We start from the raw sequence: 17447 nt of genomic DNA, 5'->3' as shown, positions 1-17447 counted from the left end.
CAGGATGTCTTCGACACCATCCAGCCGGTGATCCAGAGCGTGTTCGAGGAATTCGGCGGCGGCCGCACGGTGGACGCCGTCTGGCCGCAGATCAGCTATGCCGATGCGGCGCTGTGGTACGGCACCGACAAGCCCACCTGCGCAACCCGATCAAGATGCAGGTCGTGTCGGAGCATTTCGCAGGCTCGGGCTTTGCGATCTTCGCCAAGCTGCTGGAACAGGACGGCACCCAGATCCGCGCGATCCCCGCGCCGGGCGGCGGCAGCCGCAAGTTCTGCGACCGCATGAACGCCTTCGCGCAGAAGGAAGGCCTGCCGGGGATGGGCTACATCTTCTGGCGCGATCAGGGCGAAGGGCTGGAGGCCGCAGGCCCCCTGGCCAAGAACATCGGCCCCGAACGCACCGAGGCGATCCGCCGGCAGCTGGGGCTGGGCGTGGGCGACGCGGCCTTCTTCCTCGGCGGCAAGCCCGCGGCGTTCGAGGCGGTCGCGGGCCGCGCGCGTACCGTGATCGGCGAAGAGCTGGGGCTGACCGACAAGGACCGCTTCGCCTTTGCCTGGATCGTCGATTTCCCGATGTACGAGCGCGACGAGGAAACCGGCAAGATCGACTTCTCCCACAACCCCTTCTCCATGCCGCAGGGCGGGATGGACGCGCTGGAGGGCGATCCGCTGGAGGTGCTGGGTTATCAGTACGACCTGGCCTGCAACGGCTATGAGCTGGTGTCGGGCGCGATCCGCAACCACCGCCCCGAGATCATGTTCAAGGCGTTCGAGCTGGCAGGCTACGGCCGCGAGGAGGTCGAAAAGCGCTTCGGCGGCATGGTCAAGGCGTTCCAGTACGGCGCGCCGCCCCACGGGGGCTGCGCCGCCGGCATCGACCGGATCGTGATGCTGCTGGCCGAGGAAGCGAACATCCGCGAGGTCATCATGTTCCCGATGAACCAGCGCGCCGAGGATCTGATGATGAACGCGCCCTCCGATCCCACGAACGAGCAGCTGCGCGAGCTTCGCCTGCGCGTGCTCCCCCCCGAGGACTGACGCGAAAGCCCCCGACCGGGCCTCCCGCGCTGCCTTGCGAAAGCCGTGCCCGGCCCGATCTGCAGACGCCTCCGGCGGGGGAGTATTTGGGCCGAAAAGAAGGCGCGCGGCTTCTTCTTGGTCCAAATACTCTCGCCGAAGGCGCCCTGCCGCGCCGCGCCAGAGCGCGGAGCGGGGCGGGAGCGGCTCAGTCCTCTAGACTGTCTTCGGTCTTCCGGTCGACGAGGGCGCGCTCCTCTTTCTTGCGGGCGAGGAAGCGCTGGCCGTAGCCCTCGATCTCCTTGTCGTCGATGACCTCGCGCGCGCGGGTGAAGACTTCGTCCTCCTCCTCGTCGATGTGGTGTTCGTAGTCGTGGCGCAGCGTCTTGAACTTGGCCATCCAGCCCGATGAGGCCATGTCCATGTTGTGGAGCTCTTCCATCAGGTCGTCGAGCTGCTGGTGTTCATGCACCGAATGGCGGGCGCTGTCCTGGCCCCAGGTTTCGCTGATCAGCTTGGAGTAGAAGGTCTCCTCCTCGGCGGCGGCATGGGATTTGACCTCGTAATAGAATTCCGTCCAGGCGCTCTGGCGCGCCTCGCTGGCGCCCGAGGTGTCGGCGATCCGGTCCAGCAGGACGCGGTGGCGGTCGTGGTCATCCTTGATCGCGCTGTAAATCGAGGTCATCTTATGCTCCGGCATGTAATTGGGTCTGCCGTTCAACGCCGCGCCGCTTCGCGGAGTTCCGCCGATGCGCGCCGCGCCGGGAAGGGCCGCGATTTCAGCGCGTGCGGATGAGCCGAGGCATGATATGATCGCGCGCACCGCCTGCTGGAGGAAGATCCGATGGCAACCGCCGCCGACTACGCCGCGATCCGTTTCGGAACCGGATTGTCCCCGCGCCATGACGCGCCCCGAGATGCGGGGGAGATCCTGGCGCGGCTTGCCGCGCCCGACGCGATGGCCGCGCGTTTCCCCGTCACCTCGATGCGGGACCGTCAGGCGTTGGGGCAGCGTTTCATCGCGGCGCGCAAGGCGGCCAAGAGCGGCATGTCGGCCGACCTTGCGCAGCGCAAGACCGCGTCGCGCGAAATGCGCGCGGTGCGGCTTGCGGATGCGATGGCCCTGTTTTCGCGGGCGATCTATGCCTCCGATGCGTTTCGCGAACGGCTGGTGCTGTTCTGGGCTGACCATTTCACCACCGTGGCGCAGGGGCGCGCTTTGCGTGGCGTCGTCAGCAATTATGTCGACGGCGCGCTGCGTCCGCATGTGGCGGGGCGGTTTTCCGACCTGCTGAAGGCCGCGATCTTTCATCCGGTCATGATCCTCTACCTCGACCAGCAGCGCTCCTTCGGGCCCAACTCGCCGGTGGGCCTGAAGAAGCACCGCGGTCTGAACGAAAACCTCGCGCGGGAGTTGCTGGAGCTGCACACGCTGGGCGCGGACGGCCCCTATACCCAGCAGGATGTGCGCGAGCTTGCCAAGCTCTTGACGGGGTTGTCGGCCGATAATTTCCGCGATGTGCGGTTCCGTCCCAACGTCGCGGAGCCGGGCGCGGAAACGGTGCTCGGGCGCAGCTATGGCGGGGGGCGTCCCGCGCGCGCCGATATCGAGCGGATGCTGGAGGATCTGGCGGTGCATCCCGCCACCGCCCGGCATCTGGCGCGCAAGCTGGCGGTGCATTTTGTCGCCGACACCCCGGAGGCGGGGCTGGTCGAGGCTATCGCGCAGGCCTACATGAAAAGCGACGGCGATCTGTCCGCGGCCTATGGCGCGATGCTCGATCATCCCGCCGCCTGGCGCGATTTCGGGGCCAAGGCAAAGCGGCCGATCGATTTCCTGATTTCGTCGATGCGCGCGCTGGATCTGGCCGAGGACGAGCTGTCGGGGCTGAAGTATCAGACCGCGCGGCAATATGTCTTCGCACCGATGAATGCGATGGGGCAGAAGTTCCAGTCGCCTCCGGCGCCCAACGGCTGGCCCGAGGCGCGGGAGGCCTGGATCACTCCGCAGGGGCTGGCCGCGCGCATCCAATGGGCGATGGCGGTGCCGCGCGCGCTGCGCCCCGATCTGCCGGACCCGCGCGAATTCCTGCAGGTGGCGCTGGGCGGGACCGCGGGCGCCACGCTGTCATGGGCGGCGCGGGCCGCGCAGACGCGTTGGGAGGGCGTGGGTGTGATCCTGTCGTCTCCCGAATTCAACCGGCGATAGGGTGGGGGCTGTGATGGGCATGGATCGGCGCGGATTTCTGAAGACCTCGGCCCTGCTGGGCTGTTCGGCGGCGGCGCATCCGTTGCTGACCACGATGAGCCTGGCGAGCGCACCTACCGAAAATCGCCTGGTGGTGATGGTGCTGCGCGGCGCGATGGACGGGCTCGATGTGGTGCAGCCCTATGGCGACGGCGATCTGGACTTTCTGCGGCCCACGCTGTCGGTCGGGCCCGGGGGCGGCCGCGCCGTGGATCTGGATGGGTTCTACGCGCTGAACGCGGGCTTCGGCGAGCTGCTGCCGCTATGGAAGAAGGGAGAGCTCGCCTTTGCCCATGCGGTATCCACGCCCTATCGCGACGGGCGCAGCCATTTCGACGGACAGGACATGCTGGAGGCGGGCACCAGCCCCGAGATCACCGGCGCGCTCGCGCGGCAGGGCTGGCTGAACCGCATGTTGCAGGTGGTGCCGGGGATGCAGACCGCCACCGCCTTTGCCGTGGGGCGCGACCGGATGCGCATTCTGACCGGCGAGGCGCCGGTGCTGAACTGGGCCCCCGATACCCGGCTGGAAATGACCGAGGCCAGCCGCCGGTTGCTGAGCGAAGTCTACCATGAGGACGCGCTGTTCATGCAATCGGCCGAAGAGGCGATCGAGCTTGCCGCGTCGCTTGGCGGGGGCGGCGGGACCGGCGGCGCGGGCGGATACGCGGCCGGGATGCAGGCAATCCGGCAGATGACCGCGGGCAGCAAGACCGACGGTGACGCCGATGTGCTTGCGCGTTTCGCCGCGCAGCGCCTGCTGGCGGATACGCGCATCGCGGCGTTTTCCATCAATGGGTGGGATACGCACAAGCGGCAGTCGCGCTCGATGCTCAGGCAGGGGGCCAAGCTGTCGGAGGCGATCCTGATGCTGCGGCGCGAACTGGGGCTGGTGTGGGAAAAGACCACCGTTCTCGCGATGACCGAGTTCGGCCGGACCGCGCGCGAAAACGGATCGCAGGGCACCGATCACGGCACCGGCGGGGTGATGGTGATGGCGGGCGGCGCCCTGGCGGGGGCGAAGGTGCATGGCCGCTGGCCGGGTCTGGGCGACGGCGATCTGCTGGACGGGCGCGACCTGATGCCGACGCAGGATGTGCGCGCCTATGCCGCCTGGGCGATGCGCGCGATGTACGGGCTTTCGCGCGCCGAGCTGGAGGCGACGGTCTTTCCGGGGCTCGACATGGGGGATGATCCGCATATCCTGGCATGATCGGCCGACCCAGGCGGCCCTTGTCGCGCCGGGCCTCCGTCGAGTCCACGACGCGGAGAAAGCGCGGAGAAAACATGTCACGAGCGCGCAAGCTTGACGAAAGGCTGCCCGGCTGGACCCCGCCGCCGCGCCCCGCCAAAAAGGCGATGCAGGGCCGTTACGCGCGGCTTGAACCGCTGGACCCGGACCGCCACGCGGCGCAGATCCACCGCGCCAATGTCGCCAGCGATGCGATCTGGGATTTCTTGCCCTACGGGCCTTTCGGATCCGAGGCCGACTATCATCGCTGGACGCGGGAAGTCGCCCCGGCCGAGGATCCGCTGTTTTACGCCATTCAGTCGCGGGCCGAGGGCGCGTGGTGCGGCATCGCCGGTTTCCTGCGCATCGCCCCCGAGGCGGGCAGCATAGAGATCGGCCACATCAACCTGTCGCCCCGCCTGCAACGCAGCCGCGCGGCGACGGAGGCGCTCTTTCTGATGATGGCCTGGGCCTTCGATAATGGCTACCGCCGGTTTGAGTGGAAATGCGATGCGCTCAACCTGCCGTCGCGGCGGGCCGCGCAACGGCTGGGGCTGTCATATGAGGGGATCTTTCGCCAGGCCGCCGTGGTCAAGGGCCGCAACCGGGACACCGCCTGGTTCGCGGCCATCGACAAGGAGTGGCCCGCCCTGCGCGAAGCGTTCGGGATCTGGCTGGACCCGTCGAATTTCGATGCGTCGGGCAAGCAGCGTGAACGGCTGAGCGACCTGACGCGGCTGGTGCGGCCGGGCCGCGACCCCGCGCTCGGTTGAGCGGGCGGGCTGTGGCGGGCTGAAGGGCGGCGCTGTCCCCCGCGATCAGGCGGGGATGCCCTGCATCCTGCGCCGCGCCAGAAGGCCATGCAGCTGCTGCGTCTGTATGCGCTGGACCGGGGTGCCGACGGCGCGGCGCAGTCCCTGACAGGCGCGCGCCAGATCGGCATCCTGCACAAGCTGCGCGAGCCCGAACACGAATTGCGCGACATAGGAGATGCGTTCAGCCGAGGCGTCCCCCTCCGCCAGCAGGGTCACGGCGTGTTCCAGATCGTCCAGAAGGGCCAGCGGATCGGGTGTGATCGGCGTGTCGGACGGGCTGGGGACGACCGTTTCCTCGGTCGGCAGGTTGTCGAGGATCGCCCGCTGAAACGCGGCCAGGCTGCGGAGCGGTTTTTCCAGGAAGGCGGCAGCGCCTGCGGCCTGCGCCTCGCGGCCCCGCGATTCGCCGGAAATCGCCAGCAGCAGCGGCGCCTCGGGGGCGCGCGACAAGTCCGCGATCAGCTCCAGCCCCGAGCCGTCGGGCAGCCCCAGATCCACGACCGCGACCCGGGGGCGGTAGCATTCCAGATGCCGTCGGGCGGCGGCCAGGCTGTCGGCGCGGCGGATGCGCGCGCCGCTGGCCATGCACATCAGCCGCAGCGAATCGCAGGCGAATCGGCTGTCGTCGACCATGAGAACCGTCATGCCCTGAAGCGGCCGTTCGGCGCAGGGCGCAGGGGTGAGGGCGGAAAGTGCGTTTCTTGCAATCACGGTTTTGCATCCTTTTTGGTCTCATCCTTCTCTACCTCCGTACTCCTTGACGGGACGTTAACGGGGGGGGCGAAACTTTGCGCGCGGAAACTATCCACTGCCCTCCGGTCCCGCGTGGCTATCGGTGCCGACGTGCAGGCGGCGCGGAGGCGTCAGCCGCGCGGGCAGGGGGCTGCGTCCTATTGGCCGACCGCGTGTTGCCTGCGCGTGCTTGTGCCGACGCGCCCCAGCGGCGATAAGACCGGCAGCGGCCTTTTCCTCCCCCGGGTCCGGGGGTGTCTCGAGTGGGAGTGTGCAATGATCGGACGTCTCAACCATGTGGCGATTGCCGTGCCCGATCTGCGGGCGGCTTCGGCGCAATACGCGAATACGCTGGGCGCCACGGTCGGCGCCCCGCAGGATGAACCCGATCACGGCGTCACGGTCGTGTTCATCGACCTGCCCAACACCAAGATCGAATTGTTGAGCCCGCTGGGCGCGGACAGCCCGATCGCGGCGTTTCTGGAAAAGAACCCGGCGGGCGGGATTCATCACATCTGCTATGAGGTGCAGGACATCCAGGCCGCGCGCGACCGGCTGCTGGCCGAGGGCGCACGCGTGCTGGGCGGGGCAGAGCCGCGCATCGGCGCCCATGGCAAGCCGGTGCTGTTTCTGCACCCCAAGGATTTCAACGGCACCCTGCTAGAGTTGGAGGAGATTTGAACATGGCCATCACATCCGCCATCGTCCTGTTTGCCGTCATCTGGTTCTTGACGCTCTTCATCGTGCTGCCGCTGCGCACGCGCACCCAGGCCGAGGCCGGGTCCGTGGTGCCCGGCACGCCCGCCTCCGCCCCGGCCGATGCGGGGCTGAAGCGCACCGCATGGATCGTGACGCTGATCACGGTTCCTTTGTGGGCGATCTTCTGCGCGATCATCCTGTCGGGGATGATCGGGATCGAGGATTTCGACCTGTTTCACCGTTTCGGGCCGCCGCCGCTGGATCAGTGAGGCCTGACGGCGACGGCGACAGCGACGGCGCTTCAGCGTTCGGGCGCGGCGAGAGTTTCGGAACGGCCGGTGAGCGCGTGGTAGAGATGCGTGAAGCTCGCCGCGCCGACGATCGGCACCAGCAGGTTCACCAGCGGCAGGCTGAGCGGTACCGCCATCAGCGCCCCGGCCAGAAAGATCGTGCCCGCATGGCGCCTGCGCAGGGCCACCGCCTCGGCCCGCGGCATCCGGCGCAGCGCGACCATCTGGAAATATTCCCGCCCCAGAAGAAAGCCGTTCACCGACCAGAAAATCAGCGGCGCGGCCGGGGCGAGCAATAGGTAAACCAGCAACGCCACCATGTTCACGCCGATCAGCAACAGCAGGAACCCGGCCGATTCGCGCAGCTGGTCCGCGAGAGACTGGCGGCGCGCGGGCGGCAGGCCGGGGTAATGACGGCTTTCGACGGCTTCGGCGACGTCTTCGAGGAAAAAGCCGGTGAAGGCCGAGGCGACCGGCACCATCGGGAACACCGACAGGACCAGCATCAACAGCCCGCCGGCCACCGTGCCGAGGCTGTCCAGCCAGGTGATGTCACCGATCCAGGGCAGCGACAACGTATCGGGGATCAGCCATTGCACCCCCCAGATGAACAGCGTCCCGATGCCCAGCAAAAGGCCGATCGTCAGCGCCAGCCCCAGCAGCAGCACGCGGCGGAACCGCGGATCGCCCAATTGCGCGAGCGCTGCGAAAACCGCACGCAAGATCATGCGCGGACCCAGGTGGTGATGGCCGCGAGGTCGGGGCGGGGGCGTTCGGGCGGGGCGCTGGCCTCGGAACCGATGTGAATGAAGCCCGCGACGAATTCGCTCGGGCCCAGGCCAAGGTTGGCCTCGACGAAGTCGCGGTCGTGGCTAGCCCAGCCGGACAGCCAGTTCGCCCCCCATCCCGCCGCCAGCGCCGCGTTCAGCAGCGCCAGGCAGACCGCGCCCGCCGACAGCACCTGTTCGATCTGCGGTATCTTGTCCGAGGCGACCGGCGCCGCGATCACCGCGACCGCAAGCTCCGCCTCGGCCAGCTGGTCGTGCATCTTGGCGATCTTGTCGGGCGCGATCCCCAGCGCCGCGCCGCGCGCGGGCACCCGGGCCGCCAGCCGCCTGAGTGCGGGGCCGGTCAGCACGATGAAGCGCCAGGGTTCGAGCTTGCCGTGATCGGGGCTGCGCGCGGCGGCCTCGAGCAGCACGCGCAGCTGATCCGTGTCGGGCACCGGCGCGATCAGCGTCTTGGCCGGACGCGAGCGCCGCGTCAGCAGGAAATCAAGCGCGGCGGGGTTGGGCTGAAGCATGGTGTGACGGGTCCCTTTTGGTTCCGGTTGGCCCCGACGCCCGAGTGCGCCGGACGTGTCGGGCGGGGCGCCGGGATATTTGAACGACAATGAACGGTGGAGTGGCGCGCCGCGCGGCGCGGGCGACGGCGGGTCACCGCGCGGCGGGTTTCAGGCGGTACACCCCCTCGGGCAGGTTCAGCGCCGCCGCCAGATCGCGCAGCATCATGGGCGAGAGGGTGATCCTCTGCACCCTGTCCGTGCGCGGGTCGAGCTGTTCCAGCGTCACGCATTCCTCGAAGGCATTGATGGTGATGTCCTCCTGAAGCGGCGGACCTTCCTCATCCACGAGGGTGATGACGGTGGCGTCGAAATCGTGTTCTATCGTAAACATGAAGGTAATCTAGGGCGGCTTCGGGGCCAATGAAAGCGGCAACCGCGCGGGGCGTCGCGCAATTGCCTGGCATGGGCTGGCCAATCCGGGCGCGGGTGTTACCTTCTGTGCGAAAGCTGCTGGAGGAAACCAATGAGAATGTTTGCCGTGCTGGCGTTCGCGGGCCTGTTGTCGGCCTGTGGCGGCGTCGTCGTCACCCCTGCGCCCGTGCCCGAAGGGGGCGCGCGCGTGCCGCAATCCCCCGTTCCGCAACCGGCAGTCGACCGGATTCCGCCGCGCACCGCGGTGAAGAATTTCGTCGCGGTGGCGGCCCAGGTGGAGCCGGTGGCGGAACGGCTTTGCCGAGAAAGGCGCCGCGCGGCGAATTGCGATTTCCAGATCGCGGTCGACGACCGGCCGGGCCAGCCCGCCAACGCGTTCCAGACGCTCGATGCCAACGGGCGGCCCTATGTGGTCTTCACGCTGGCGCTGATCGCCGATGCGCGCAACCGCGATGAGCTGGCGTTCGTCATGGGCCATGAGGCCGCGCACCACATTGCCGGACACATCCCCCGCCAGCAGGCCAGTGCCGCGCAGGGCGCCGTTCTGGCGGGTGTGCTGGCCTCGCTCACGGGGGCGAGCGAGGCCACCATCCAAAGCGCGCAGCGCGTCGGCGCCACCGTGGGCTCACGCCGCTATGCCAAGGATCTGGAGCTTGAGGCCGACAAGCTGGGCACGCTGGTCGCCTATCGCGCGGGCTACGATCCGCTGAAGGGGGCCGCGTTTTTCGGGCGCATCCCCGACCCCGGCGACAGGTTCCTCGGGACGCATCCGCCCAATGCGCAACGCGCGGAGGTCGTGCGCCAGACGGTCGCGGGGCTGCGCTAGGCGCCGCCCGGGCGTCCCATGCGCCAAGTTCTGCCGATCGCGCCCCATTGCCGGGCGGGACCGGAACGCGCCCCGCCCGGGCGCGTTGTGGTGTCGAGTGACCCGAACAGGAGGAGCCTCAAATGACTACCGCAACTGCAACGTCTTCGATGGTGTCGTCTTCGGATGTGAACGGAACCTATGTCTACAGCCATGCGGGCGAGGAGCTGGGCCATATCGATCACCTCATGATCGACAAGAAATCCGGCAAGGTCGCCTATGCGGTGATGAATTTCGGCGGGTTCCTGGGCATGGGCGAGGACACTCACCCGGTGCCGTGGGACAAGCTGAGCTATGACGTGTCCAAGGATGGTTTCGTCACCGATATCGACAAATCCACCCTCGAGGGCGCGCCGCGCAAGCGCGACGACTGGTACCGCGATCGCCGCTGGGAGGAGGAAACCTTCAGCTATTATGGCGTGCCGCCCTACTGGATCTGACGCGGCCGGGGAGCTGACGGAGGGTGCCGTCAAGTCCCGGGGGTGCGAAAGGCCGTCAAAGCTCAAGGCTCCGCAGCCGTGCGGGGCCTTTTCGCGTTTCAGCTCGCGAGCTGTCTTTCGATCTGGGCGGCAATGCTGAGCAAGGCCGCATCCTGGCCGTGCCGCCCGGTCAGCTGCAGGCTGACCGGCAGCCCGTGTGCCATCCCGCAGGGCAGGGCAATGGACGGATGCCCGGTCAGGTTCGAAAAGCCGGTCGCCAGCATTTCGCTGTCGCCGCCCTCGGCGATTTCAGGGTCTTTGAAGGAGGCGCGGCCAGTGCGCGGAGCTGTGCCGCAAGCACGGCATATCGGAGGGCACCTTCTACAACTGGAAGGCCAGGTTCGGCGGCAGGACGGTGTCGGAGGTCAGACGCTGAAGCTGAAGAAGCTGCCCGCCGAACTGACGCTGCCATAGCGGGCCGCCATGACCGGAGTCCTGGATGATGCGAGCAGGGGGCGAGGGGTGGTGCTGTGAGAGAGGATTGAACTCTCGACCTCACCCTTACCAAGGGTGTGCTCTACCACTGAGCTACCACAGCATTCCGGGGCGCGCGTCTTGTTGTCGGGCCCGTTCGACGTGGCGGGTGAGTAGACGCATTCCCGCGGTGACGCAAGCCGAAATTGCCGGGGAATCGGGGTTTCCTTTCACGCGGCCGCGCCAGGCGGTCCGACGCCGCGCGACACTGCCCTGCGCGACACCGCCCGCGCGCCACTGCCTTGCGCAACGGGGACGATACGATGCCGAAGGGGAGGGGCCTTGCAATTTCTGGACGCCCCCGCCCCCCTGAGTTACAGAGTGCCATGACACGCAAATCCGATGAAACGCCGCAGCGCAGTGAAGCGCAGATCCGCGAAGACCGGCTGAAAGCGCAGCTGAAGGCCAACCTGGCCAGGCGCAAGGCGCAGACGCGGGCGCGGAAGGCGTCGGAAAAAGAGCAGGACTGACCGACTTATGGATTCGATACTGGTAAAGGGCGGGGCCGCTCTGAACGGGCAGATCGCCATCGCGGGCGCCAAGAACGCCTGTCTGACGCTGATGCCCGCCACCCTGCTGAGCGAAGAGCCGCTGACGCTGACCAATGCGCCGCGGCTGTCGGACATCAAGACGATGACCACGCTGCTGCAATCGCTGGGCGCCGAGGCCTGTTCGATGCAGGATGGGCAGGTGCTGGCGCTGTCGTCGCACGATATCCACAACCACACGGCCGATTACGACATCGTGCGCAAGATGCGCGCCTCGATCCTGGTCCTGGGCCCGATGCTGGCGCGCGACGGTCACGCCGTCGTGTCGCTGCCGGGCGGCTGCGCCATCGGCGCGCGGCCCGTCGATCTGCACCTGCAGGCGCTGGAGGCGCTGGGCGCGGATCTGGACCTGCGCGACGGCTATGTTCATGCCAAGGCGCCCGGCGGGCTGAAGGGCGGGACGGTCGATTTCCCCATCGTCTCGGTCGGGGCCACCGAAAACGTGCTGATGGCCGCGACGCTGGCCAAGGGCACGACCGTCATTAAAAACGCCGCGCGCGAACCCGAGATCGTCGATCTGGCCGACTGCCTGCGCCGCATGGGCGCGCAGATCGAGGGCGACGGCACCGACACGATCACCGTGCAGGGCGTCGACCGGCTGGGCGCGGCCACGCATCCCGTGGTGGCCGACCGGATCGAGCTGGGCACCTACATGCTGGCCCCCGCCATCGCCGGCGGCGAGGTCGAGCTGCTGGGCGGGCGCATCGATCTGGTCGAGGCATTCTGCGAAAAGCTGGACGCCGCGGGCGTGTCGGTCACCGAAACCGAAAAGGGCCTCAAGGTCAGCCGCAAGAACGGGCGGATCGGCGCCGTGGATGTCGTGACCGAACCCTTCCCCGGCTTTCCCACCGACCTGCAGGCACAGATGATGGCGCTGATGTGCACCGCCGAGGGCACCAGCGTGCTGGAGGAACGTATCTTCGAAAACCGCTTCATGCATGCGCCCGAACTGATGCGCATGGGCGCGCGCATCGACGTGCATGGCGGCACCGCCACGGTGCACGGCGTGGAAAAGCTGCGCGGCGCCAAGGTGATGGCGACCGATCTGCGCGCTTCGGTGTCGCTGATCCTCGCGGGCCTGGCGGCCGAGGGCGAGACGCTCGTGGGGCGGGTCTATCACCTGGATCGCGGCTACGAGCGGCTGGAAGCCAAGCTGAGCGCCTGCGGCGCGCAGGTCGAAAGGGTATCCACGAAATGACCAGAGACGCCACTTTTACCGAAGGTCAGGATCGTCCGCTGCGCCTGATGGCAATCGAAGCCGAGGATCTGCCGGTCATCTCGTCGCTGGTGCAGGACGCGGTCTTTCCGATCACCGAAATGAAATGGGAGCGGCGGCAAAGGCGTTTCGCGCTGCTGGTCAACCGCTTTCGCTGGGAAGACCGCGACGCCGCCGAACGGCGCGGGCGCGGTTATGAGCGCGTGCAATGCGTGCTGGCCTTTCACGGCGTGATGGGCGTGTCGTCGCAGGGCGTGGACCGTGCCGACAAGGATCTGGTCCTGTCGCTGCTGTCGCTGGAATTCCATCCCGGACAGGATGGCGCCGGACGGGTGGTCCTGGTGCTGGCCGGGGACGGGGAAATCGCGCTGGAGGTGGAGTGTCTCGATGTCTCGCTGCGTGACGTGACGCGCCCTTACGGCGCGCCGTCGGGGCAGGCGCCGCGGCACCCGGAATAAGCCCATGGCACAGTTTCTGGATGCCGCCGATCCCGCGTTCGAGGCCAATTTCGCCGCCCTGCTGGGCGCCAAGCGCGAGGATGCGCCCGACGTGGATGACACCGTCGCCGCGATCATCGCGCGGGTGCGCGCCGAGGGCGACGCCGCGCTGATCGCGTTGACCGAACAATTCGACAGGCAGGCCCTGACGCCGCAGACGCTGGCGTTCTCGCAGGCCGAGATCGACGCGAATTGCGCTCGTGTCAGCGCCGAGGACCGCGCCGCGCTGGAACAGGCGGCGGCGCGCATCCGGGCCTATCATGAGCGCCAGCTGCCGCAGGACGAAAGCTGGACCGACGCGGCCGGCGCCACGCTGGGCTGGCGCTGGGGGCCGGTATCGGCGGCGGGGCTTTACGTGCCGGGCGGGCTTGCCTCTTATCCCTCGTCGGTGCTGATGAACGCGATCCCCGCGCAGGTGGCGGGGGTGCAGCGGCTGGTGGTGACGGTGCCGACGCCCGATGGCGTGGTCAACCCGCTGGTCCTGCTGGCCGCACAGCTGTCGGGGGTGGATACGGTCTATCGCCTCGGCGGCGCGCAGGCGATCGCGGCGCTGGCCTATGGCACGCAGACCGTGACGCCGGTGGACAAGATCACCGGGCCGGGCAACGCCTTTGTCGCCGCCGCGAAACGGCGGGTCTTCGGCAAGGTGGGCATCGACATGATCGCCGGCCCGTCGGAAATCCTGGTCATCGCGGATGCCGACAACGATCCCGACTGGATCGCGCTCGATCTGCTGAGCCAGGCCGAACACGACGAAAGCGCGCAATCGCTGCTGATCACCGACGACGCCGATTTCGGCCGCGCCGTGGCGCAGGCCGTCGAGGCGCGGTTGCAGACCCTGGACCGGCGCGCCATCGCCGCCGCAAGCTGGCGCGATTTCGGCGCCGTCATCACCGTGTCCGATCTGGCGCAGGCGGCCGCGCTGGCCGACCGCATCGCGCCCGAACATCTGGAACTTTGCGTGGCCGAGCCCGAGGCGCTGGCCGACCGCATCAGCCACGCGGGCGCGATCTTTCTGGGCGCCTGGACGCCCGAAGCGATCGGCGATTACGTGGGCGGGCCGAACCACGTGCTGCCCACGGCGCGCTCGGCGCGGTTCTCCTCGGGGTTGTCGGTGCTGGATTTCATGAAACGCACGACGCTGGCACGCATGACGCCGCAGGCGCTGTCCTCGGTCGGCCCGGCCGCGGAACGGCTGGCGCGTTCCGAAAGCCTGGAGGCGCACGGCCTGTCGGTGCGGGCCCGCCTCGACCGGCTGAACGGACCCGCCCGATGACCGGGCGCCTGATCCACGTGCAGCTGGACGATTCCAACCTGCCGCCGCCCACCGCGGAGATCGAGCAGGAACGCCGCGTGGCGATTTTCGATCTGCTGGAGGACAACTCCTTCCATCTGCCCGCGCGCGCCGACCGGACGGTGCCCGACGGGCCCTACCGGCTCAGCCTCGCGATACGCGAACGCCACCTGGTCTTCGATCTGACGACCGAGGCCGAAGATCCCGCCGGGGCCTTTCACCTGTCGCTGGGGCCCTTTCGCCAGGTGGTGAAGGATTACTTCCAGATCTGCGAAAGCTACTTCGACGCGGTCAAGAAGCGGCCCCCCAGCCAGATCGAGGCGATCGACATGGCCCGGCGCGGCATCCACAACGAGGGGGCGCGCGTCTTGCAGGAACGCCTTTCCGGCAAGGCCGAGGTCGACATAGACACCGCGCGCCGCCTGTTCACCCTGATCTGCGTCCTGCATTTCGGGGGCTGAGGTGGCGGATCTGCCCTCTTCGGTTCTGTTCTGCTGCGACCACAATGCCGTCCGCTCCCCCATGGCCGAGGGCATGATGAAGGCTTTCTACGGCCATGCCGCCTATATCCAGTCGGCGGGGGTGCGCAACGATATGGAAATCGACGGTTTCTCGATCGCCGTCTGCCGCGAGATCGGGGTGGAACTGGACCGCCACCGCGCGCGCAGCTTCGACGAGATGCAGGAATGGGGCGACGATCTGTCGGGGTTCGATCTGGTCGTGGCGCTGTCGCCCGCCAGTCAGCGGCAGGCGCTGGAAATGACGCGCTACTTTCACCTGGATGTCGAATACTGGCCGGTCCTCGATCCGACGGGGCTGGGCGAATCACGCGAGGCCAAGCTGGCGGCCTATCGCCAGACCCGCGAACAGATCCGGGAGCGGATCGTCAGCCGTTTCGGCCCCCCCGACGCCGCCGCAACCGGCTGAGGGCAGCGCGACAGGCCGATTTTTGCCCTTTACGCGTCCTGATGCAGGGGTGGGGGCGGTCACAATCGGCGAAACAGCGTGATCCGGCCTTGAAAACCTTTCTGAACGGGCGCATTTAGTGGCACGCCCGAAGAACGGGTTAATAATTATGGAGTGAACATGGCCAAGGAAGAACTGCTCGAATTTCCCGGTGTCGTTAAGGAACTCTTGCCGAACGCGACATTCCGGGTCGAGCTGGAAAACGGCCATGAGATCATCGCGCATACGGCAGGCAAGATGCGCAAGAACCGCATCCGCGTCCTTGCAGGCGACAAGGTTCAGGTCGAGATGACCCCCTACGACCTGACCAAGGGTCGCATCAACTACCGCTTCAAGTAAGGCCCATGCGTCTGGTTCTCGGCTCCGGCAGCCCGCGGCGGCTGGAGCTTCTGGCACAGATCGGGATCGTTCCGCACGACATCCGCGCCCCCGACATCGATGAAACCCCGGCCCCAGGCGAGTTGCCGCGCCCCTATTGCGGCCGCATGGCCAGCGAGAAAGCCGCCGCCGTGGCCCTGGCACCGGATGAGGCCGTTCTTTGCGCCGATACCACCGTGGCGCTGGGGCGGCGGATCATGGGCAAGCCGCGCAACGCGGGCGAGGCGGCCGAATTCCTGCTGCGCCTTTCCGGTCGCCGCCACCGGGTGGTCACGGCCATCGCCCTGCGCACCGCCGAGCGGGTCTGGCAGCGCGATGTCGTCACCGCCGTCAAGATGAAGCGGCTGTCCGATCTGGAACTGAACGCCTATCTTGCCACCGATGACTGGCGCGGCAAGGCGGGCGGCTACGCCATCCAAGGACCCGCCGGTGCGCTGATCCCGTGGATCAGCGGGTCGTTCAGCGCGGTGGTGGGGCTGCCGCTGGCGGAAACCGCCACATTGCTGCGCGCGGCGGGGCTGATGCCCGACCAGAACCGACAGGGGACGCCATGATAGGCAGGATGATCGTTCTGGACCGCATCGCGGGGCGCGGCGCCGCCGCGCTGATGGTGGATGGCCGGATCGAGGATCTGCTGATCGACCCGCCCGAGGGCGCGGCCGACGGCGTGGGCGCCATCTTTCGCGGCATCGTCGATCGCCCGATGAAGGGGCAGGGCGGGTCCATGCTGCGCCTGCCGGGCGGGCATAGCGGCTTTCTCAAGCAAAGCCGCGGGCTGAGCCCCGGCCAGCCGCTGCTGGTGCAGGTCACCGGCACGGCGGAAAAGGGCAAGGCGCTGCCCGTCAGCACGCGCCTGCTGTTCAAGGGACAGCTTGCGATTGTCACCCCCGGCGCGCCCGGCATCAACATCGCGCGGTCCATCCGCGATGACGACCTGCGCGACAGCCTGCTGGAAATCGCGCATGATCTGATGGATGCCGCCGCCGAAGACCGTCGGTTCGGCCTGATCCTGCGCAGCGCCGCCGCCCATGCCGACCCCGATGATATCGCCGCCGACATCGCCCGCCAGCGCGATCTGGCGCTGGCCGTGCTGGCCGATACGGCGGGCGCACCCGAATTGCTGGTCGATGCGCCCGACGCGCATATGTTGGCCTGGCGCGACTGGTCCGACCCCGCGCCCGACCAGATCGTAGGCCCGGCCGAGGGCGCCTTTGCCGATCACGGCGTGCTGGAAGCCGTGGACAGCCTGCTGGCCGCGCGCCACGATCTGCCCGGCGGCGCCGTCCTCTTCATCGAGCCCACCCGCGCGCTGACGGCGGTGGATGTGAACACCGGCGGCGACACATCGCCCGCCGCCGCGCTCAAGGCCAATATCGCCGCCGCCCGCGCCTTGCCCCGCCTGCTGCGGCTGAAGGGACTGGGCGGCCAGATCCTGATCGACTTCGCCCCGCTGGCCAAGAAGGACCGGCGCACGCTGGAACAGGTCCTGGGCGCGGCCTTTCGCGCCGACGGCGGGGAGTGCTCGCTGGCCGGGTGGACGCCGCTCGGCAACTTCGAGCTTCAGCGCAAGCGCGACCGTCTGCCCCTGAAGGAAAGCTGGCCCCGATGAACTGTCCGATTTGCAAGCGCGCCGCCGACCCCAAGTACCGCCCCTTCTGCTCGCGCCGCTGCGCCGACATCGACCTGGGGCGCTGGATGACCGGCGGCTACGCCATCCCCTCGACCGACCCCGACGACATCGAGGCCGCCCTCGAACGGACGGAGGCCGGCATCGATGTCCCCTCCGCCGCGGCACGCCGCAAGCTGCACTGAAATTTGCGCGATTTTCCAAGCATTCGCCTCTGGACAGCACCGAACGCCTCGCCTAGAACGACGCCACCCCAGCGCAACAGCGCAACCCGTGCCCGGGTAGCTCAGGGGTAGAGCAGTGGATTGAAAATCCTCGTGTCGGTGGTTCGATTCCGCCCCCGGGCACCATT

23 protein-coding genes, 2 tRNA genes and 2 pseudogenes are annotated in these 17447 nt (G+C 68.0%); 20 read left to right on the top strand and 7 right to left on the bottom strand.

What is annotated here, in order from left to right:
* Window positions 1-1040: pseudogene (locus ACU0BR_RS10875) on the top strand (amino acid--tRNA ligase-related protein); the annotation flags it as partial.
* 187 nt (window positions 1041-1227) lie between these two features.
* On the opposite strand, the gene ACU0BR_RS10870 reads toward ACU0BR_RS10875, so the two are convergent.
* Complete coding sequence (locus ACU0BR_RS10870; RefSeq protein WP_446156852.1) at window positions 1228-1704, bottom strand: hemerythrin domain-containing protein; 477 nt, start codon at window positions 1702-1704, stop codon at window positions 1228-1230.
* 159 nt (window positions 1705-1863) lie between these two features.
* Here ACU0BR_RS10870 and ACU0BR_RS10865 point away from each other — a divergent pair, with 159 nt between their 5' ends.
* From ACU0BR_RS10865 to ACU0BR_RS10855, 3 genes are all read left to right on the top strand, one after another.
* Window positions 1864-3228 (top strand): DUF1800 domain-containing protein, encoded by a 1365-nt coding sequence (locus tag ACU0BR_RS10865; protein ID WP_446156851.1) that lies wholly within the window; start codon window positions 1864-1866, stop codon window positions 3226-3228.
* Window positions 3229-3241: 13 nt separating this feature from the next.
* Window positions 3242-4480, top strand: coding sequence for a DUF1501 domain-containing protein (locus ACU0BR_RS10860; RefSeq protein ID WP_446156850.1), 1239 nt, complete (start codon window positions 3242-3244; stop codon window positions 4478-4480).
* A gap of 74 nt (window positions 4481-4554) precedes the next feature.
* Window positions 4555-5271: a GNAT family N-acetyltransferase gene (locus tag ACU0BR_RS10855; RefSeq protein WP_446156849.1), complete on the top strand. Its 717-nt coding sequence runs from the start codon at window positions 4555-4557 to the stop codon at window positions 5269-5271.
* Window positions 5272-5316: 45 nt separating this feature from the next.
* Here ACU0BR_RS10855 and ACU0BR_RS10850 read toward each other — a convergent pair whose 3' ends face one another.
* Complete coding sequence (locus ACU0BR_RS10850) at window positions 5317-6024, bottom strand: response regulator (protein WP_446156848.1); 708 nt, start codon at window positions 6022-6024, stop codon at window positions 5317-5319.
* A gap of 297 nt (window positions 6025-6321) precedes the next feature.
* On the opposite strand from ACU0BR_RS10850, the gene mce reads away from it, so the two are divergent.
* Complete coding sequence (mce, locus tag ACU0BR_RS10845) at window positions 6322-6726, top strand: methylmalonyl-CoA epimerase (protein WP_446156847.1); 405 nt, start codon at window positions 6322-6324, stop codon at window positions 6724-6726.
* A 2-nt stretch (window positions 6727-6728) separates the two neighbouring features.
* A complete protein-coding gene (locus ACU0BR_RS10840; protein WP_446156846.1) occupies window positions 6729-7013 on the top strand; it encodes a DUF1467 family protein in 285 nt (94 codons plus the stop codon).
* Window positions 7014-7045: 32 nt separating this feature from the next.
* On the opposite strand, the gene ACU0BR_RS10835 is transcribed toward ACU0BR_RS10840, so the two are convergent.
* The 3 genes from ACU0BR_RS10835 to ACU0BR_RS10825 all read right to left on the bottom strand — a co-directional run bounded on the left by ACU0BR_RS10835 (window position 7046) and on the right by ACU0BR_RS10825 (window position 8710).
* Complete coding sequence (locus tag ACU0BR_RS10835) at window positions 7046-7762, bottom strand: EI24 domain-containing protein (protein WP_446156845.1); 717 nt, start codon at window positions 7760-7762, stop codon at window positions 7046-7048.
* Complete coding sequence (locus ACU0BR_RS10830) at window positions 7759-8337, bottom strand: nitroreductase family protein (RefSeq protein ID WP_446156844.1); 579 nt, start codon at window positions 8335-8337, stop codon at window positions 7759-7761. Before ACU0BR_RS10830 ends, ACU0BR_RS10835 begins: the two co-directional genes overlap by 4 nt.
* Before the next feature lie 133 nt (window positions 8338-8470).
* Window positions 8471-8710, bottom strand: a complete 240-nt coding sequence (locus tag ACU0BR_RS10825) for a hypothetical protein (RefSeq protein ID WP_446156843.1) — start codon at window positions 8708-8710, stop codon at window positions 8471-8473.
* A 132-nt stretch (window positions 8711-8842) separates the two neighbouring features.
* Here ACU0BR_RS10825 and ACU0BR_RS10820 point away from each other — a divergent pair, with 132 nt between their 5' ends.
* Both ACU0BR_RS10820 and ACU0BR_RS10815 read left to right on the top strand, forming a co-directional pair.
* Complete coding sequence (locus ACU0BR_RS10820; protein WP_446156842.1) at window positions 8843-9577, top strand: M48 family metallopeptidase; 735 nt, start codon at window positions 8843-8845, stop codon at window positions 9575-9577.
* A gap of 122 nt (window positions 9578-9699) precedes the next feature.
* Window positions 9700-10056, top strand: coding sequence for a PRC-barrel domain-containing protein (locus ACU0BR_RS10815; protein WP_446156841.1), 357 nt, complete (start codon window positions 9700-9702; stop codon window positions 10054-10056).
* A gap of 98 nt (window positions 10057-10154) precedes the next feature.
* Here the strand turns inward: ACU0BR_RS10815 and ACU0BR_RS10810 are convergent, their stop codons facing one another.
* Window positions 10155-10319 carry a hypothetical protein gene (locus tag ACU0BR_RS10810; protein WP_446156840.1) on the bottom strand — a complete coding sequence of 55 codons (165 nt, stop codon included), beginning with the start codon at window positions 10317-10319 and terminating at the stop codon, window positions 10155-10157.
* Between the two features lie 50 nt (window positions 10320-10369).
* Between ACU0BR_RS10810 and ACU0BR_RS10805 the strand changes: the two are divergent.
* Window positions 10370-10468 (top strand): annotated as a pseudogene (locus ACU0BR_RS10805) (transposase); the annotation flags it as partial.
* Between the two features lie 90 nt (window positions 10469-10558).
* Here the strand turns inward: ACU0BR_RS10805 and ACU0BR_RS10800 are convergent.
* A tRNA-Thr gene (locus ACU0BR_RS10800) sits at window positions 10559-10633 on the bottom strand.
* Window positions 10634-10895: 262 nt separating this feature from the next.
* Between ACU0BR_RS10800 and ACU0BR_RS10795 the strand changes: the two genes are divergently transcribed.
* From ACU0BR_RS10795 to ACU0BR_RS10745, 11 genes are all read left to right on the top strand, one after another.
* A complete protein-coding gene (locus ACU0BR_RS10795; RefSeq protein ID WP_446156839.1) occupies window positions 10896-11039 on the top strand; it encodes a hypothetical protein in 144 nt (47 codons plus the stop codon).
* A 7-nt stretch (window positions 11040-11046) separates the two neighbouring features.
* Window positions 11047-12315 carry a UDP-N-acetylglucosamine 1-carboxyvinyltransferase gene (murA, locus tag ACU0BR_RS10790; protein WP_446156838.1) on the top strand — a complete coding sequence of 423 codons (1269 nt, stop codon included), beginning with the start codon at window positions 11047-11049 and terminating at the stop codon, window positions 12313-12315.
* On the top strand, window positions 12312-12791 hold the full coding sequence (locus ACU0BR_RS10785; RefSeq protein ID WP_446156837.1) for a DUF2948 family protein: 480 nt from the start codon (window positions 12312-12314) through the stop codon (window positions 12789-12791). The genes murA and ACU0BR_RS10785 overlap by 4 nt, the downstream gene beginning before the upstream one ends.
* Before the next feature lie 4 nt (window positions 12792-12795).
* Window positions 12796-14106: a histidinol dehydrogenase gene (gene hisD / locus ACU0BR_RS10780; RefSeq protein ID WP_446156836.1), complete on the top strand. Its 1311-nt coding sequence runs from the start codon at window positions 12796-12798 to the stop codon at window positions 14104-14106.
* On the top strand, window positions 14103-14585 hold the full coding sequence (locus ACU0BR_RS10775; protein WP_446156835.1) for a UPF0262 family protein: 483 nt from the start codon (window positions 14103-14105) through the stop codon (window positions 14583-14585). Before hisD ends, ACU0BR_RS10775 begins: the two co-directional genes overlap by 4 nt.
* 1 nt (window position 14586) lies before the next feature.
* Window positions 14587-15051 carry an arsenate-mycothiol transferase ArsC gene (locus ACU0BR_RS10770; RefSeq protein WP_446156834.1) on the top strand — a complete coding sequence of 155 codons (465 nt, stop codon included), beginning with the start codon at window positions 14587-14589 and terminating at the stop codon, window positions 15049-15051.
* A gap of 159 nt (window positions 15052-15210) precedes the next feature.
* On the top strand, window positions 15211-15429 hold the full coding sequence (gene infA, locus ACU0BR_RS10765; RefSeq protein ID WP_007205486.1) for a translation initiation factor IF-1: 219 nt from the start codon (window positions 15211-15213) through the stop codon (window positions 15427-15429).
* A gap of 5 nt (window positions 15430-15434) precedes the next feature.
* Window positions 15435-16022 (top strand): Maf family protein, encoded by a 588-nt coding sequence (locus ACU0BR_RS10760; RefSeq protein ID WP_446156833.1) that lies wholly within the window; start codon window positions 15435-15437, stop codon window positions 16020-16022.
* The gene (locus ACU0BR_RS10755; RefSeq protein ID WP_446156832.1) at window positions 16019-17077 is read left to right on the top strand and encodes a ribonuclease E/G; all 1059 of its coding nucleotides are present in this window, start codon (window positions 16019-16021) and stop codon (window positions 17075-17077) included. Before ACU0BR_RS10760 ends, ACU0BR_RS10755 begins: the two co-directional genes overlap by 4 nt.
* Window positions 17074-17280: a DNA gyrase inhibitor YacG gene (locus ACU0BR_RS10750; RefSeq protein WP_446156831.1), complete on the top strand. Its 207-nt coding sequence runs from the start codon at window positions 17074-17076 to the stop codon at window positions 17278-17280. The genes ACU0BR_RS10755 and ACU0BR_RS10750 overlap by 4 nt, the downstream gene beginning before the upstream one ends.
* Window positions 17281-17370: 90 nt before the next feature.
* A tRNA-Phe gene (locus tag ACU0BR_RS10745) sits at window positions 17371-17445 on the top strand.
* The last annotated feature ends 2 nt before the right edge of the window (window positions 17446-17447 follow it).

Source organism: Brevirhabdus sp., assembly GCF_052826345.1.
This window is presented reverse-complemented; position numbering and strand designations above follow the sequence as displayed.

Bases quoted from the DNA above. Each gene is read 5' to 3' on its own strand.
- ACU0BR_RS10795 (WP_446156839.1), top strand. From the start codon at position 10,896: ATGACACGCAAATCCGATGAAACGCCGCAGCGCAGTGAAGCGCAGATC.
- ACU0BR_RS10820 (WP_446156842.1), top strand. From the start codon at position 8,843: ATGAGAATGTTTGCCGTGCTGGCGTTCGCGGGCCTGTTGTCGGCCTGT.
- mce (WP_446156847.1), top strand. From the start codon at position 6,322: ATGATCGGACGTCTCAACCATGTGGCGATTGCCGTGCCCGATCTGCGG.
- ACU0BR_RS10760 (WP_446156833.1), top strand. From the start codon at position 15,435: ATGCGTCTGGTTCTCGGCTCCGGCAGCCCGCGGCGGCTGGAGCTTCTG.
- ACU0BR_RS10855 (WP_446156849.1), top strand. From the start codon at position 4,555: ATGTCACGAGCGCGCAAGCTTGACGAAAGGCTGCCCGGCTGGACCCCG.
- ACU0BR_RS10755 (WP_446156832.1), top strand. From the start codon at position 16,019: ATGATAGGCAGGATGATCGTTCTGGACCGCATCGCGGGGCGCGGCGCC.
- infA (WP_007205486.1), top strand. From the start codon at position 15,211: ATGGCCAAGGAAGAACTGCTCGAATTTCCCGGTGTCGTTAAGGAACTC.
- ACU0BR_RS10785 (WP_446156837.1), top strand. From the start codon at position 12,312: ATGACCAGAGACGCCACTTTTACCGAAGGTCAGGATCGTCCGCTGCGC.
- ACU0BR_RS10815 (WP_446156841.1), top strand. From the start codon at position 9,700: ATGACTACCGCAACTGCAACGTCTTCGATGGTGTCGTCTTCGGATGTG.
- ACU0BR_RS10840 (WP_446156846.1), top strand. From the start codon at position 6,729: ATGGCCATCACATCCGCCATCGTCCTGTTTGCCGTCATCTGGTTCTTG.
- ACU0BR_RS10825 (WP_446156843.1), bottom strand. From the start codon at position 8,710: ATGTTTACGATAGAACACGATTTCGACGCCACCGTCATCACCCTCGTG.
- ACU0BR_RS10835 (WP_446156845.1), bottom strand. From the start codon at position 7,762: ATGATCTTGCGTGCGGTTTTCGCAGCGCTCGCGCAATTGGGCGATCCG.
- ACU0BR_RS10860 (WP_446156850.1), top strand. From the start codon at position 3,242: ATGGGCATGGATCGGCGCGGATTTCTGAAGACCTCGGCCCTGCTGGGC.
- ACU0BR_RS10870 (WP_446156852.1), bottom strand. From the start codon at position 1,704: ATGACCTCGATTTACAGCGCGATCAAGGATGACCACGACCGCCACCGC.
- ACU0BR_RS10750 (WP_446156831.1), top strand. From the start codon at position 17,074: ATGAACTGTCCGATTTGCAAGCGCGCCGCCGACCCCAAGTACCGCCCC.
- ACU0BR_RS10865 (WP_446156851.1), top strand. From the start codon at position 1,864: ATGGCAACCGCCGCCGACTACGCCGCGATCCGTTTCGGAACCGGATTG.
- hisD (WP_446156836.1), top strand. From the start codon at position 12,796: ATGGCACAGTTTCTGGATGCCGCCGATCCCGCGTTCGAGGCCAATTTC.
- murA (WP_446156838.1), top strand. From the start codon at position 11,047: ATGGATTCGATACTGGTAAAGGGCGGGGCCGCTCTGAACGGGCAGATC.
- ACU0BR_RS10810 (WP_446156840.1), bottom strand. From the start codon at position 10,319: ATGCTGGCGACCGGCTTTTCGAACCTGACCGGGCATCCGTCCATTGCC.
- ACU0BR_RS10830 (WP_446156844.1), bottom strand. From the start codon at position 8,337: ATGCTTCAGCCCAACCCCGCCGCGCTTGATTTCCTGCTGACGCGGCGC.
- ACU0BR_RS10775 (WP_446156835.1), top strand. From the start codon at position 14,103: ATGACCGGGCGCCTGATCCACGTGCAGCTGGACGATTCCAACCTGCCG.